Annotated in this window: 14 protein-coding genes and 1 pseudogene; 6 read left to right on the top strand and 9 right to left on the bottom strand. The window is 55.0% G+C overall.

The genetic code is table 11. The annotated features are described in order from the left end of the window. Positions 1-71: 71 nt before the first annotated feature. Positions 72-275 carry a putative selenium delivery protein YdfZ gene (gene ydfZ, locus INF68_RS06845; RefSeq protein ID WP_014883679.1) on the top strand — a complete coding sequence of 68 codons (204 nt, stop codon included), beginning with the start codon at positions 72-74 and terminating at the stop codon, positions 273-275. Positions 276-318: 43 nt separating this feature from the next. On the opposite strand, the gene INF68_RS06840 is transcribed toward ydfZ, so the two are convergent. From INF68_RS06840 to INF68_RS06820, 5 genes are all read right to left on the bottom strand, one after another. Next, the gene (locus INF68_RS06840; RefSeq protein ID WP_126787201.1) at positions 319-1782 is read right to left on the bottom strand and encodes a mannitol dehydrogenase family protein; all 1464 of its coding nucleotides are present in this window, start codon (positions 1780-1782) and stop codon (positions 319-321) included. A 220-nt stretch (positions 1783-2002) separates the two neighbouring features. Then, on the bottom strand, positions 2003-3370 hold the full coding sequence (locus tag INF68_RS06835) for an MFS transporter (RefSeq protein ID WP_045401182.1): 1368 nt from the start codon (positions 3368-3370) through the stop codon (positions 2003-2005). Positions 3371-3443: 73 nt separating this feature from the next. Continuing rightward, positions 3444-4463, bottom strand: a complete 1020-nt coding sequence (locus tag INF68_RS06830) for a Zn-dependent oxidoreductase (RefSeq protein WP_126786089.1) — start codon at positions 4461-4463, stop codon at positions 3444-3446. A gap of 14 nt (positions 4464-4477) precedes the next feature. Next, positions 4478-5692 (bottom strand): D-mannonate dehydratase ManD, encoded by a 1215-nt coding sequence (gene manD, locus INF68_RS06825; protein WP_047174828.1) that lies wholly within the window; start codon positions 5690-5692, stop codon positions 4478-4480. 110 nt (positions 5693-5802) lie between these two features. After that, positions 5803-6129, bottom strand: coding sequence for a YnfA family protein (locus INF68_RS06820; protein ID WP_023311551.1), 327 nt, complete (start codon positions 6127-6129; stop codon positions 5803-5805). A gap of 152 nt (positions 6130-6281) precedes the next feature. Here INF68_RS06820 and INF68_RS06815 point away from each other — a divergent pair, with 152 nt between their 5' ends. Then, positions 6282-6620 (top strand): DUF1283 family protein, encoded by a 339-nt coding sequence (locus INF68_RS06815; RefSeq protein WP_023311550.1) that lies wholly within the window; start codon positions 6282-6284, stop codon positions 6618-6620. After that, the gene (gene speG, locus INF68_RS06810) at positions 6620-7180 is read left to right on the top strand and encodes a spermidine N1-acetyltransferase (protein WP_023311549.1); all 561 of its coding nucleotides are present in this window, start codon (positions 6620-6622) and stop codon (positions 7178-7180) included. The genes INF68_RS06815 and speG overlap by 1 nt, the downstream gene beginning before the upstream one ends. Positions 7181-7197: 17 nt before the next feature. On the opposite strand, the gene INF68_RS06805 is transcribed toward speG, so the two are convergent. Further along, positions 7198-7908, bottom strand: coding sequence for a YnfC family lipoprotein (locus INF68_RS06805; RefSeq protein WP_126786090.1), 711 nt, complete (start codon positions 7906-7908; stop codon positions 7198-7200). A 170-nt stretch (positions 7909-8078) separates the two neighbouring features. Here INF68_RS06805 and INF68_RS06800 point away from each other — a divergent pair, with 170 nt between their 5' ends. From INF68_RS06800 to INF68_RS06790, 3 genes and pseudogenes are all read left to right on the top strand, one after another. Next, positions 8079-8882, top strand: a complete 804-nt coding sequence (locus INF68_RS06800; RefSeq protein ID WP_109844290.1) for a glycosyltransferase family 25 protein — start codon at positions 8079-8081, stop codon at positions 8880-8882. Positions 8883-9015: 133 nt separating this feature from the next. After that, the gene (locus tag INF68_RS06795; protein WP_029739394.1) at positions 9016-9282 is read left to right on the top strand and encodes a DUF1161 domain-containing protein; all 267 of its coding nucleotides are present in this window, start codon (positions 9016-9018) and stop codon (positions 9280-9282) included. 131 nt (positions 9283-9413) lie between these two features. Next, a pseudogene (locus tag INF68_RS06790) lies at positions 9414-10838 on the top strand (molybdopterin-dependent oxidoreductase); the annotation flags it as partial. A gap of 715 nt (positions 10839-11553) precedes the next feature. On the opposite strand, the gene INF68_RS06785 reads toward INF68_RS06790, so the two are convergent. From INF68_RS06785 to INF68_RS06775, 3 genes are all read right to left on the bottom strand, one after another. After that, the gene (locus tag INF68_RS06785) at positions 11554-12543 is read right to left on the bottom strand and encodes a hypothetical protein (RefSeq protein ID WP_193525288.1); all 990 of its coding nucleotides are present in this window, start codon (positions 12541-12543) and stop codon (positions 11554-11556) included. 69 nt (positions 12544-12612) lie between these two features. Next, complete coding sequence (locus tag INF68_RS06780; protein ID WP_193525287.1) at positions 12613-13104, bottom strand: hypothetical protein; 492 nt, start codon at positions 13102-13104, stop codon at positions 12613-12615. Positions 13105-13470: 366 nt separating this feature from the next. Next, positions 13471-13641, bottom strand: coding sequence for a hypothetical protein (locus tag INF68_RS06775; RefSeq protein ID WP_193525286.1), 171 nt, complete (start codon positions 13639-13641; stop codon positions 13471-13473).

Genomic DNA, 13641 nt, shown 5'->3' with positions numbered 1-13641 from the left:
ATTTATATGCCCCGTGAACGGCATAACCCGAAATAGCGCCGTAACGAACAGGTTAGAGAGGAGAAAATACCATGATGACATACGACCGTAACCGCAATGCAATCACCACCGGCAGCCGCGTCATGATTAGCGGCACGGGCAAAACCGGCGTGATTAAAGCGATCCACAGCGACGGGCTGGATGCCGCGCAGGTGCGCCGCAGCAAAACGGTTGAAGTGGAAGGATGCGAAGGTAAGTTCGAGCCGATTGAGCTGATTCGCCTTGGGATGCACTAAGCTGTGCGCAGACATGCCGCCGCGCACGGCGGCATGTGCTGAATTACCGTTGAGACGCGTACTGCGCCACGGTCGCTTTCGCGCCTTTTTGCAGCAGCGTCCGGTACGCGGTCATCACCGCAGCAACGAAGCGCGGCTCCTGCGGTAACTCTTTACCAAAGATGGCCTCAATGCCGAGCAGCGCGTTAACCCGGCTTTCCCCTTCCGCACTTCCCTTCACCGCCGCCTGAATCACCGCCAGCTGCGGATCGCTCACGTCGATGGCGTTACCCTGCTCGTCCACGCCGCCAACATAACGCATCCACCCTGCCACGCCTAACGCCAGCAGTGGGAAAGGCTTCTGATGCACCAGGTGCCAGCGCACGGAGTCCAGCATACGCTGCGGGAGCTTCTGGCTGCCGTCCATCGCAATTTGCCATGTCCGATGGCGCAGAGCCGGGTTGCTGTAGCGGGCAATCAGGAGATCGGCATAACGACCTAAATCAACGCCTTTGACCTTCAGCGTAGGCGCCTGCTCGTCAAGCATCAGCGCGTGCGCGGCGAGGCGGTAGTTCTCATCTTCCATACAGTCGTTGATATGCTGGTAACCGGCCAGATAGCCCAGATACGCCAGGAACGAGTGGCTGCCGTTGAGCATGCGCAGCTTCATCTCTTCAAACGGGATCACGTCCGACACCAACTCGGCGCCGGCTTTTTCCCATTCCGGACGGCCCGCAACAAAGTTATCTTCGATCACCCACTGACGGAACGGTTCACAGGCTACTGCCGCCGGATCGCGCACGCCGGTCAGCCGTTCGATTTTATCCAGCGTTTCGGGGGTGACCGCGGGCACGATGCGATCCACCATGGTTGACGGGAAGGTGACGTTAGCCTCGATCCAGTCCGCCAGCTCGCCGTCTACCGCTCGGGCGTAAGCACAGGTCACATTGCGCATCACGTGGCCGTTCTCCGGCATGTTGTCGCAGGACATCACGCTAAACGCGGGCAGACCCGCCGCTTTGCGACGCGCCAGCGCTTCCACCACCACGCCCGGCGCGGATTTCGGCTGGTGCGGGTTTTGCAGGTCGGCGACGATAAACGGGTGATCGAGCATCAGTTGTCCGGTCGCCGGCGAGTGGCAGTACCCTTTCTCGGTGATGGTCAGCGAGACAATTGCCACCTGCGGTTCGCACATCGCCGCCAGCACGCACTCCAGCCCGTCGACCTGTGCATGCAGCGCTTTTTTAACCACGCCAACCACGCGGGATGTCCATGCGTCAGCAGACATCTCCGCCACGGTGTACAGGTTATCCTGCGCGTTCAGATCGGCAATCTGCTGCTCGCCGCCAATCAGGTTAACCTCACAGTAGCCCCAGTCGCTGCCGTACTCAGCGGCGAGGATGTCGGCGTATACTGCCTGGTGCGCCCGGTGAAAGGCGCCAAAACCCAGATGAACGATGCGTGGTTGAAGGCTGTCGCGATCGTACTGAGGCAGCGTCGCGTTGGCCTGTAATAAGGTGTTTTCCATGATTAAGACTCGTTAATTAGAAAGCCGTGGACCACTGCCGCGCCTTCAGGAGCGGCAGCGCCTGCTGACTACACCAACTAGAATGGCAGTTGGGGTAAAAAAGTAACTGCCATCAACCATACTGATACTGCCGTTTGAGATTTTGATTTATATTAACTTTTGCTCATGTGGTGTGACATAAAGCTAAAGTTGTGTGACAGGTCACGTAAGTTATGAACCACTAGCGCCGCGAGGAGACCGCGCCGTAACCCACACTCTCTTCTGGAGCGGACTCCGCTGCGTCGTGCGCCGCGCTCAAATCACGGTCGCGCACTTCCGGCATCAGGATCGCCGAGACCAGCCCAATCGCGGAATAGGCCACCAGCATGGCGACAATCGGCCACCAGGAGCCGGTCATATTGCAGAAGATCCCCGCCAGCACCGGACCAAAGCCCACCGCCACCAGACCGCCCGCCTCTTTCGAGATAGCCATACGGGTAAAGCGATTTCGCGAGCCAAACATCTCCGCCATGGTGATATTTTCCAGCGCAAACAGCCCCAGCACGGCGAAGTTATGGATAACGATGATGGAGAGCATAATCGTCCCCGGCGCATAGCTCTTATCGACGATGATCGACAGCATCGGATACGCGAGAAGAATGGCGGAGATATTGAGGATAATGTACGGCAGACGGCGCCCTACTTTATCGGAAAGCCAGCCCAGCAGCGGAATGGAGATAAACCCGAGAATGGAGCTGATCATCAGCGCATCGGTCGGGATGGCTTTATCGAACAGCAGCGTCTGGACCAGATATCCGGCAAGGAACGTCTGGATCAGACCCGAGTTGCCCGCCTGGCCAAAACGCAGGCCGGTAGCCAGCCAGAAGGATTTACTTTTTACCATTGAACCGAGCGAAGTGTCCGGCTGCACGCTTTGCGCGTCGTTCACTTTCTCAAACACCGGGCTCTCTTTCAGGTTCATTCGCAGCCAGATGGCGAAAATCATCACCACGACGCTGGCGAGGAACGGCACGCGCCAGCCCCAGGCAATCAGCTCTTCACGGTCGAGAGCAAAGAACATCACCGCCCAGATCGCCGTTGCGCTCAGCGTCCCGCAGTTTGTGCCCATCGCCACCAGCGAGGAGATGATGCCGCGTTTGCCTTTCGGCGCGTACTCCGCCAGCATGGTCCCGGCCCCGGAAATCTCCGCCCCGGCTCCCAGGCCCTGGATGATACGCAGCGTCACCAGCAGAACGGGAGCAAAAATCCCAATCTGCGCGTAGGTCGGCAGGACGCCAATCAGCGTGGTGCAGATCCCCATCATGGTGATGGTGATAAACAGCACCTTCTTACGACCAATGCTGTCGCCCATTCTGCCGAAGATAAAGGCGCCGACAATGCGTGCTATGTAGCCTGCGCCGTATGTCCCCATCGCGAGGATCAGCGCCATCGCGGCTGACTGTTCCGGGAAGAAGATCTCGTGAAAGACCAGGGCAGCCCCCAGCGAGTAAAGCTGAAAGTCCATAAACTCCAGGGCGGTGCCCAGCCAGCCGGAAACGGCGGCTTTCACCAGGTCGGAGGTGGTTCTTTGAGGTTGTGCTTGCGTCATAATGGCTATCTCTGAAGGGTAAGATGCGTACCACATAGAGCCTGTCTGCGCAGGCTCTTAACCGCGTAAATGATTATTGCCCGAACGTGAGCAAGACTTTGCAGCACTGCCGCTGGTCTTTCTCAAACAGCTCAATGGCGTCTGTTACATGGTGATAGTCAAAGGCATGAGTGATCAGTTTTTCCGGGTCGATCAGCCCCTTCTTCAGCCAGTCGATGACGACCGGGAATTTGTTGGCATTGAGGCGCGAGGAGAAGATCGCCAGCTCTTTGCCGGTGATGCCCTGCTGAACAATCTGGCTCGGCTCGCTGGAGAAGCCCATCAGCACGATGCGCGCCGCCGGAGAGGCCAGGGTAATCGCCTCCTGCAAAATCGACGGATGACAGGCGGCATCAATGATTAACGTCGGTTTAATGCCCCTTTCGTCCAGCGCGGCCTGCAGCGACCGCTCGCCGTTATTCAACACCCAGTCCGCGCCGCTGCGCTGGGCCATTTTCAGACGTTCGTCGATGCGGTCAACCACGATAACCTGCTTCACCTTATAGACGCCCTTCAGCGCCTGCACGGTGACCAGCCCCATCGGCCCTGCGCCGTAAATCAGCGCGACGTCCTGCCCGGTGGGGCAGGTCTGTCCCGTCACGTTGGCGGCGATGGTGAAGGGCTCTACCATGACGGCGTGTCTATCAGGAATATTATCGGGGATAGGCCAGGCATTTTTTGCTGGTACCGCCGCGTATTCGCTGAAGCCCCCGTCGCGGTGTACGCCCAGCACCACCAGCGAGGTGCAGACGTTCGGTTTTCCGACGGTACACGGATAGCAGTGTCCGCAGCTGATCACCGGATCGACCGAGACGCGCTGGCCCAGACGGGCGCTGTCTACGCCCTCGCCTATGGCGTCAATCACGCCAAAAAACTCGTGCCCGATCGTGCGTGGATACTTCGCAAACGGGTTATGGCCGCGATAGATGTGGCTGTCCGAACCGCAGATCCCCGCCAGCGTGATTTTGACGCGAACTTCACCCGGGCCTGGCTGCGGAAGTGGCCGCTCTTCAATCACCAGCTGGTTTGGCTGTTGAATCACTACGCTTTTCATCGTTCGCTCCTCGTTTACCAGTTCCACAGCGTGCCGTCTTCAAGACGGGCCACCGGCAGATAGGCCGGATCGTACGGATACTTCGCCGCCAGTTTTTCATCAAACTCGATGCCCAGCCCCGGCTTGTCGCCCGGATGCATGTAGCCGTTATCAAAGCGCCAGCTGTGCGGAAAGACTTCCAGCATCTGTTCGGAGTAGCCCATATATTCCTGGACGCCAAAGTTTGGCACCCACAGGTCGAAATGCAGCGCGGCGGCGTGGCATACAGGTGAGAGATCCGACGGACCGTGCGAGCCGGTTCGCACCTGGTAGAGCGAGGCGAAGTCCGCGATGCGACGCATTCCGGTGATCCCGCCCGCGTGGGTAATGGTGGTGCGGATATAGTCGATGAGCTGCTCCTCGATGAGCTGCTTGCAGTCCCAGATGCTGTTAAACACTTCGCCCACGGCAATTGGCGTGACGGTGTGCTGGCGAATGAGGCGGAAGCAGGCCTGGTTTTCCGCAGGCGTTGGATCTTCCATCCAGAACATGCGGAATTCTTCAATGCTCTTGCCGAAACGCGCCGCTTCGATTGGCGTCAGGCGGTGGTGCATGTCGTGCAGAAGATGTTCATTGAAGCCGAATTTACTGCGCACCGCGTCGAACAGCTTCGGTGTGAAATCGAGATATTTTTCGGTCGACCACAGCTGCTCTTCCGGCCAGTCGCCTTTGGTCGCAGGCTCGTAGGCCAGCCCCTTCCCTTTGGCCATGCCGTAGGTGGTTTTCATGCCCGGCACGCCGCACTGCACGCGGATCGCCTTAAAGCCCATCTCTTTATGGCGGGCGTAATCTTCCAGCACGTCGTCAATGGTGTGACCGGTCGTGTGGCAGTAAACCATCACGCCTTCGCGGGATGCGCCGCCCAGCAGCTGGTAGAGCGGCATGTTGGCCGCTTTGGCTTTGATGTCCCACAGCGCCATGTCCACGGCGGAGATGGCCGACATGGTGACCGGACCGCGACGCCAGTAGGCGCCTTTATAGAAGAACTGCCAGACGTCTTCGATGCGGTGCGCATCGCGGCCAATCAGCTGCGGGCAGAGGTGGTCTTTCAGGTAGGAAGCCACGGAGAGTTCACGCCCGTTCAGCGTAGCGTCACCGAGGCCGACAATCCCCTCGTCGGTGGTGATTTTAAGGGTGACAAAGTTCCGCCCCGGGCAGGTAACAAACACGTCAGCCGCGACAATCTTCATAATTCCTTTCCTTACATCATTCGTTGTGATGCTGGAAACTTACCCACTAACCAGACTACCATACAAGTATAATGATCATAAAATCAGCTAACGATCACAAAACCGGGGGATCAGGCCCGTCCCCATCCCGCCACAATAATCAGCATTCCGCACAGGGCAACCAGCGCGCCGGCCCAGTCGTAAGCGCTGAGCCTGACGCCGTCCACCACGCGTAGCCACAGCAGCGCGGTACAGACATAGACGCCGCCGTAAGCGGCGTAGACGCGGCCGCTCGCGGCAGGATGCAGCGTTAACAGCCAGACAAACAGGGCCAGCGCGACGCTTGCCGGGATGAGCAGCAATACGGATCCCCCCTTCTTCAGCCAGAGCCAGGGCAAGAAGCAGCCGATGATTTCGCATAGCGCGGTGGCAAAAAAAAGCAGCGTCGTTTTGAGCATAGTTAACGTCAGGTGAGGATCTATTTAGACATCATACCTGATGATATCCTTTACTTTTCCATACCTGCTCCGCGGGTATGCCGTCTTTTCGCTTTGGTGTAGAATCTGTTCGGGATAACTTGATTATCTGCACCCGTCTAAAAGGAAACGCTATGACCACATTAAGCAAACGCCTTTGTCTGACAGCCCTGCTGGCGCTGTCATCGTTCGCTTTTGCCGCCTCTGCGACAGCGGAAACCAGCAAGCTCATTATTGAGTCTGGTGACAGCGCGCAAAGCCGCCAGAACGCCGCCATGGACAAAGAACAATGGAATGACACCCGCAGCCTTCGCCACAAGGTCAACAAACGTGCTGAGAAAGAGTGGGATAAAGAAGATGTCGCTTTTGACGCGCGCGATAAGTGCCAGCAAAGTGCAAACGTCAACGCCTACTGGGAGCCAAACACCCTGCGCTGCCTGGATCGCCGCACTGGCCGCACGGTAGCCCCGTAATGTCGGCGCCCTGCGACGTTAAGCTTCGCCCGCTGGAGCGTGAAGACCTGCGCTTCGTCCACCAGCTCGACAACAATGCCAGCGTAATGCGTTACTGGTTCGAAGAGCCGTACGAGGCTTTTGTTGAGCTGTCCGATCTCTACGATAAGCACATTCACGATCAGAGTGAACGTCGTTTTGTGGTGGAGTGTGAAGGCGAAAAAGCCGGACTTGTGGAGCTGGTTGAAATCAACCATGTTCACCGTCGGGCGGAGTTTCAGATCATCATCTCCCCTGAACATCAGGGAAAAGGCCTTGCCTCACGGGCAGCGAAGCTGGCAATGGATTACGGGTTCAACGTTCTGAATCTCTACAAGCTTTACCTGATTGTGGATAAAGAGAACGAGAAAGCGATCCATATCTACCGCAAGCTGGGCTTTATGGTGGAAGGCGAGCTGATTCACGAGTTCTTTATCAACGGCGAATACCGCAATACCATTCGCATGTGCATCTTCCAGCATCAGCACCTGGCCGGACACAAGCCGTCAGGCGCCAGCCTGCTGAAACCGACCGCGCAGTAACCTGCGCGGTTTTATTCTCAGTAGTATTCAATCGTGTTTTTAATGGTGTATTTGCGCTCAACGGCAGGTTTGACGCTATCGTCCGTGATCGTCAGGTCGCAGCTCACCGGATTATTGTGTCGATCGTAATCGCAGCTCTGCTTCACGTTGCCCAGCGGCTTATCATTCAACATGCTCACCGCCGAGTAATCCATCCTTTTGCGAACGTCTTTAGACGGCGTCGACTGGACGGACAGATGCTGATCGCCGGAGACGGTGGTTTTGCCCAGCGGGTAGCCGTCCGCATCGTAGCGATACTTCACTTCCATCTCTTTGCCGTGCGCCGCCACCACAAAACCGTTGTCGTCGGTATCCCACGTTATCCCGGCTGACGGCAGTTCGGCCAGCTGGCATTTCCCCTGCAGCTTCACTTTGCGCTGCTGGGTTTCTGCATCAAGGTAGTAATTGGCATCCAGCACCAGCGCCACGCCGGTATTGGCCTCCAGGTCGTGCAGCTCCAGGGTATCGAAACACCCTTCCGTAGACACGGTGCCGGTGACCCGTTTGGACACTTCGCCCTTCTCGTTGAGCAGCGTCTGGGTGAAGTCTTTCACCGGGCCGCGCAGCGGATCAAAATCAAATTCGTTCGAGAAACTCGCCATTTCGGGCGTAAACGACAGCGGCGCGGAGCTGTTGTCGCACCCCACCAGTGTTGCTGCCAGTAGCGTTATCGCTGCGTATTTCTTCACATCATTTACCAATAGAATGAAAGGATTGTTGCTCTCATTGTATCAAATAGAATAGTAGCGATGGATAGCATTTTGGAAATTCATGCCCTCGCGTTCACTGTGGCTAAAATTATTTTTTATCCCACCTGATATGCACTTACTGATGTTGAACAGCCCCAAATACTGATAAAATGCATAAAATTGGTCCAACTATTCAGTCTTTAAGGTACGTTGAAAGGATGATAACTTTTATAATCAATCTTAAACACTCGCGCGAACGCCGTGCCAAAATGGAGTCTCAACTGTTAAAGTTGAATATTGCACACGAGTTTGTCGAAGCAGTTGATGGTCGGGAAATGACGGAAACTGAACGTAAAAATGTTACACGTGAGGTAAATTATGCTTTCCTTCCGGGTGAAGTGGGTTGCGCGCTAAGTCATCAAAAAATATATAAAAAAATAATAAACGAAAATATAGAAGCAGCGCTGATTCTTGAAGATGATGTTGTACTTAGTAGCGATCTTCGCGAAATATTAAATAATATTACACTTAGCAAGACTAAGCCCGAGATTATACTCCTTAGTCGGGTCAATAAATATTACAAAAAGTCAATTAAAAACATATGCGGCTCATATAATCTACACAAGACGCACCAGGCCACAACAGCGCATGCCTATATTATTAATGAAAAAGCTGCCCACAGGCTCCTTACGAACCTTTATCCTGTGTGGATGGTTTCTGATAAATGGAGCTTATTCGAAGATCTCTCTTTGGCTAAAATTCATTCGTTAGTGCCTTATCCAGTTCGTCTTTCTGAAGATGCTAATGCGTCAACCATTAATGAATCTAAAGGAGATGCCGTGCTGGATGCCAAAAAGAAACAAATATGGGATGCACTGATGCAGGAAAGACCTTTAGCAGCAAAACTTCGTCACCGTTATCGACGTGCCATTACTCCGTTATTCAATACAATTATCAATCAGGGTAAAGGATAAGCTTACTTTTGTGTTTTGATTACTACCAGGGCGTCGAGTCACTTCCAGGACTATTCAGAAAGATGCGCACAAAAACAAAAGGTTACCTTTATCCTGCTATGCTTAACGTTCACACAGAGAAAAGGAGCTACAGATGAAACGGTTACCCTGGATTACCGCCCTGCTGTTAATGAGTGCCTCAACGGCCGCGCTGGCGGCACCGGATTCCTGCGAGCGCGTGAAAAGCGACATTCAGCAGAAAATTATCAACAACGGTGTGCCTGAATCAGGTTTTACGCTGAGCATTGTGCCGAACGATCAGGCCGACCAGGCGGGCACGCAGGTGGTAGGCCACTGCGCCAACGACACCTTTAAAATTTTGTACACCCGTACAGGCAACGGGGCTGCTGAAGCGCAGTAATTTACCCTCAATCCCCTTTGGTTTGATGAGGATTAAGATTTAATACCCCCAAATCAGTAACACTCACCCCATCATTAGCCCGGTTATCATTTCGGGAAAAATAATACGTAATTATAATGATGGGGTGAGCCATGTCCGATACTGAACATCACGGCGGGATTAGCCGTCGAACTCTCGTGAAATCTACGGCAATAGGGTCTCTGGCGCTGGCCGCCGGTGGGATCTCGCTTCCTTTTGGTTTCAAAAGCGCCGCCGCGGCGGTGAAGAACGCCGTCCAGCCTGCTGAAGATAAAGTGGTATGGGGCGCCTGCTCGGTCAACTGCGGCAGCCGCTGCGCGCTGCGTCTGCACGTCCGCGACGACGAAGTGTACTGGGTCGAAACGGATAACACAGGTGAAGATATTTACGGTAACCATCAGGTGCGCGCCTGCCTGCGCGGGCGTTCTATTCGCCGTCGGATCAATCACGCTGACCGTCTCAACTACCCGATGAAACGCGTGGGCAAACGCGGTGAAGGCAAGTTCGAGCGCATCACATGGGATGAAGCGCTGGACGCCATCGCCGCCAGCCTGAAAGACGTGGTCAGCAAATACGGCAACGAAGCGGTGTATATTAACTACTCCTCCGGGATTGTCGGCGGCAATATCACCCGCTCCTCCCCTTACGCTTCGCTGGTGGCGCGCCTGATGAACTGCTACGGCGGTTTCCTGAGCCACTACGGCACCTACAGCACGGCGCAAATCGCCTGCGCCATGCCCTACACCTACGGCAGCAACGACGGGAACAGCACCTCTGATATTGTAAACAGCAAACTGGTGGTGATGTTCGGCAATAATCCGGCGGAAACGCGCATGAGCGGCGGCGGGATTACCTATTATCTGGAGCAGGCCCGCGAGCGCTCAAACGCGCGAATGATCGTTATCGACCCGCGCTATACCGATACGGCAGCCGGACGCGAAGATGAATGGATCCCGATCCGTCCGGGTACCGATGCCGCACTGGTGGCGGGGATCGCGTGGGTAATGATCGACGAAAACCTGGTCGACCAGACTTTTCTCGACAAATACTGTGTTGGCTACGACGAAAAAACGCTGCCGGAAGGCGCGCCCGCTAACGGCCACTACAAAGCGTACATTCTCGGCCAGGGCGATGACAACACGGCGAAAACGCCGGAGTGGGCCTCACGCATCACCGGCATTCCGGCGGATCGTATCATCAAGCTGGCCCGGGAAATCGGCTCCGCGAAACCGGCCTATATCTGCCAGGGCTGGGGACCACAGCGCCAGGCGAACGGCGAGCTGACGTCTCGCGCCATCGCCATGCTGCCGATCCTTACCGGAAATGTGGGCATCAACGGCGGCAACAGCGGCGCACGCGAGTCGACATACACCATTACCATCGAACGTATGCCGATACCGGATAACCCGGTCAAAACGCAAATCTCCTGCTTCAGCTGGACGGACGCCATCGCCCGCGGACCGGAGATGACCGCCCTGCGCGACGGCGTGCGTGGGAAAGATAAGCTGGACGTGCCGATTAAGTTCATCTGGAACTACAAGGACTTGAAGCGGACCCTTAGTAGGCCTGAGGTCCTGCATTGAGTCAAGACCTTGTGTCATTCTTTGTGCCAGACTTGTGTCATTAGACTGGATGTCTAGACGGCTGGTCAGGACCCCCCGGTGGCCTCGGTCTGGACTTGAGGTGGGCCTATGGGGGAAGTCTGCTGGCTTAATGTATTAGATGGTCATTCACATTTTTCTGTCAGAAACCATCGGTCCCACTGTGAGTCCAAACCTAAGGACCTAGAAGTCCACCCACAGCCTTAGACAGAGTGTCGAACACATCCACACCGAGTCGACCAGAGAGGACCATGTAGAGACCCACAGAGAGGAACACGAGTTTATAGACCAGAGTCAGGAGGGACTTCAGGTCTGCGGAAGTCATAGACATAAAGCCCCTATCTGTTATGTTATATTATTACATTAACAACAGGTCCAGACCATTGGTCCAGACCATAGTTAGTTAATCACAGTGATAACCCACCACCTGAAGTCCTGCTGATATTCAGTCCAGACTTACCTCTGCTCATGGTCTTACCTCCCTCGGTCTCCTGACCTTGGGTATCGACTACAGCTTGCTGAGCGTCATCTGGAGGAGCTACAGGAGGAGCTACAGGAGGCGGGACCGAAGCCCCACCTTGAGTCCCAGCACCACCTGTCAGGCCCTTGGCGATGGACCTGAAGCCTTTACTAATGCTCTTACCCATTGGTCTTACGCTTCGGTCTTGGTGAACTTCAGGCGTTTGACTACAGGCAGGACGGCAGTAGCTGAGCCAGTGCCCATCTTGACGGTCGTAGCAGCTTCAGCGACAACGAACACTTTACCGAGGATTTCCAAGTCGTGGGACTGAGAGTCGCCATCACGTGAAAGGACGACCGTAATATTCTCACCGTCGTGACGGAAGCAGCCGAAGCTCAGGGCCGTGAAGCGTTTAGCCAACATGAACACACCTTTGTCCTCACCGTTGTAATACGCGATGTCGGTACCCAGCATATCCACGATAGCGTCTTCACCAGAGAAGCCCTGCTTAGCAGCCAGACGAGAGAGAGCCTTGATGTGTGACTCATGGGCGATAATGCCATAGTCAGAAACCTCAGAACCGAAAGATGGCTCGGTGTTGTCATACAGAGCGTCCATGATATCGTCTGCCTTAGCGGTCAGGCTACCAGTCAGGACCGGAAGCTCTACGGTCTTCAACAGTTTGGAGGACTCCAGAACGTCGACCATGCGAGCGTTGATGGTACGGACCACATTCTCACAGATGTTCATAGCGTCCTGCTGAAGTGTGCCCTGAGTGAATCCGGTGGATGACTTGGCGTCCCAGAGCTTGGTCTGCTCAGAGATGAGAATAGCCTGCTCGATTGGTTCGACCACGATTTCTTGTCCAGACGGAACGGTCACGACTTCAGGTCGCTTACCACCACGGACAGGAACGACCACAGAGCGATCAGCCAGAGTGTGAGCAATGATTGGAGTAGGCAGGCTATTGCGGGTAGGCAGGACTTCTACAGGGAACGGGATGTTCTCTTGAGCGTCTTTAAGTACACCGTTCAGCATAGCCTTAACCGTCTTAGCTAACTGGAGGGCATAGACCTGCGGGTCAGCGTTAGTCGGCAGACCTTCATTGACCTGAATGTTGTCGGTGTCGGTGATACGAACAGGCTCAATGCCGAACTGGAAAGCGTCTTTAGTCATAGTCATAATAATCAATCTCCTAAATTAGTTTGGATACTGTGGGTCCCGACATCGGGTCAGGACCACTTGTGTGTCTTACAGGCTGTCCATCCAGTTACCGCCTGACTCAATGTCAGCGACGATAGCGGCACGGGAGCGACCAGCGGAATGGGTAGCACTGCGGAGGTTCTCACCATAGGTCCGGCGTTCAGCTTTGACCTGTTCGCGGCGCTGTAGCTCTTTCTGCCACTCTGCATCAGTCATGTTCTCTTCACGCATACGCTCAGCCTGAATGCGCTGCTCTTTAGCAATACGCTCAGCTTCGGCTCGCTTGTTCTGCTGGCGGCGACCATAGGCGGTCATCAGGTCATTACTGAAGAAGTTGCCAATGGTCACGCCAGCTTCAGCCAGAGCTTCCAGTAACTCCATCGCCTCGCGGCTGGTGGACGGTAAGCCTGACAGGTAGCCCGGAATCAGGGTCTTAATCGCCAGAGACAGCGGATAGGACTGACCGTCCAGACTCACAGTATTTTCATAGGGATTGATGTCGGTGACTGATAGTTTCCAGTCGTTGTTGTTGAATAACATAAGTTGTACTCCTTTGAGTGTTGAGACTATCGGTCGACCACAGGCGTGTTTAGTCCTGCGGCGTCTCCCCGCATCGGTCATCTCAAAGGGTTTAAATTAGGGTAGTGAGTAGGCGAGCTACTAACGGTTTAGGGCTGCTAGCTTGCTAGCGACTCAGGGCTAGCAGGGTCCAGTTTTGCAAAGGCTCGACGTAACTGATTATTCAAATCACGGTCGACCAGCATTGCTATCAGCTCGTCACGGCTGTAGTAAGGACGCTCAGTATCATCGAGTCCAAGGTGGAGGAGTGACAGGAGGTGCCGAGTAGGCAGACCACGGTAGCGTAGGGTCGCCCTGCCGATAGGTGTGCGAGGGTCAATCATCTGTTTAGTCGTCATCGGTGAGACCCCCCAGCTCCATAAGCTTGGAGTCTTCAGCTTCGTTGGCCTCATTCATGAGGGCGTCCAGTCTCCAGTCCTCAGCCATATCGTCATAATGCTGACCGAGAATCTGGCTATGCTGGCGGTCTTCTTGCTCTGCGATCAAATGTTCATTCAT

Source organism: Enterobacter cloacae complex sp. P16RS2, from assembly GCF_014982155.1.
Lineage (GTDB): Bacteria > Pseudomonadota > Gammaproteobacteria > Enterobacterales > Enterobacteriaceae > Enterobacter > Enterobacter cloacae_M.
The sequence above is the reverse complement of the archived record's forward strand: the minus strand, read 5'-3'. Positions and strand labels throughout refer to the sequence as shown.

What these genes read in the sequence shown, in the direction of transcription:
- ydfZ (WP_014883679.1), top strand. Translation starts at nt 72, where the DNA reads ATGATGACATACGACCGTAACCGCAATGCAATCACCACCGGCAGCCGC.
- INF68_RS06840 (WP_126787201.1), bottom strand. Translation starts at nt 1,782, where the DNA reads ATGGAAAACACCTTATTACAGGCCAACGCGACGCTGCCTCAGTACGAT.
- INF68_RS06835 (WP_045401182.1), bottom strand. Translation starts at nt 3,370, where the DNA reads ATGACGCAAGCACAACCTCAAAGAACCACCTCCGACCTGGTGAAAGCC.
- INF68_RS06830 (WP_126786089.1), bottom strand. Translation starts at nt 4,463, where the DNA reads ATGAAAAGCGTAGTGATTCAACAGCCAAACCAGCTGGTGATTGAAGAG.
- manD (WP_047174828.1), bottom strand. Translation starts at nt 5,692, where the DNA reads ATGAAGATTGTCGCGGCTGACGTGTTTGTTACCTGCCCGGGGCGGAAC.
- INF68_RS06820 (WP_023311551.1), bottom strand. Translation starts at nt 6,129, where the DNA reads ATGCTCAAAACGACGCTGCTTTTTTTTGCCACCGCGCTATGCGAAATC.
- INF68_RS06815 (WP_023311550.1), top strand. Translation starts at nt 6,282, where the DNA reads ATGACCACATTAAGCAAACGCCTTTGTCTGACAGCCCTGCTGGCGCTG.
- speG (WP_023311549.1), top strand. Translation starts at nt 6,620, where the DNA reads ATGTCGGCGCCCTGCGACGTTAAGCTTCGCCCGCTGGAGCGTGAAGAC.
- INF68_RS06800 (WP_109844290.1), top strand. Translation starts at nt 8,079, where the DNA reads ATGCATAAAATTGGTCCAACTATTCAGTCTTTAAGGTACGTTGAAAGG.
- INF68_RS06795 (WP_029739394.1), top strand. Translation starts at nt 9,016, where the DNA reads ATGAAACGGTTACCCTGGATTACCGCCCTGCTGTTAATGAGTGCCTCA.
- INF68_RS06785 (WP_193525288.1), bottom strand. Translation starts at nt 12,543, where the DNA reads ATGACTATGACTAAAGACGCTTTCCAGTTCGGCATTGAGCCTGTTCGT.
- INF68_RS06780 (WP_193525287.1), bottom strand. Translation starts at nt 13,104, where the DNA reads ATGTTATTCAACAACAACGACTGGAAACTATCAGTCACCGACATCAAT.
- INF68_RS06775 (WP_193525286.1), bottom strand. Translation starts at nt 13,641, where the DNA reads ATGAATGAACATTTGATCGCAGAGCAAGAAGACCGCCAGCATAGCCAG.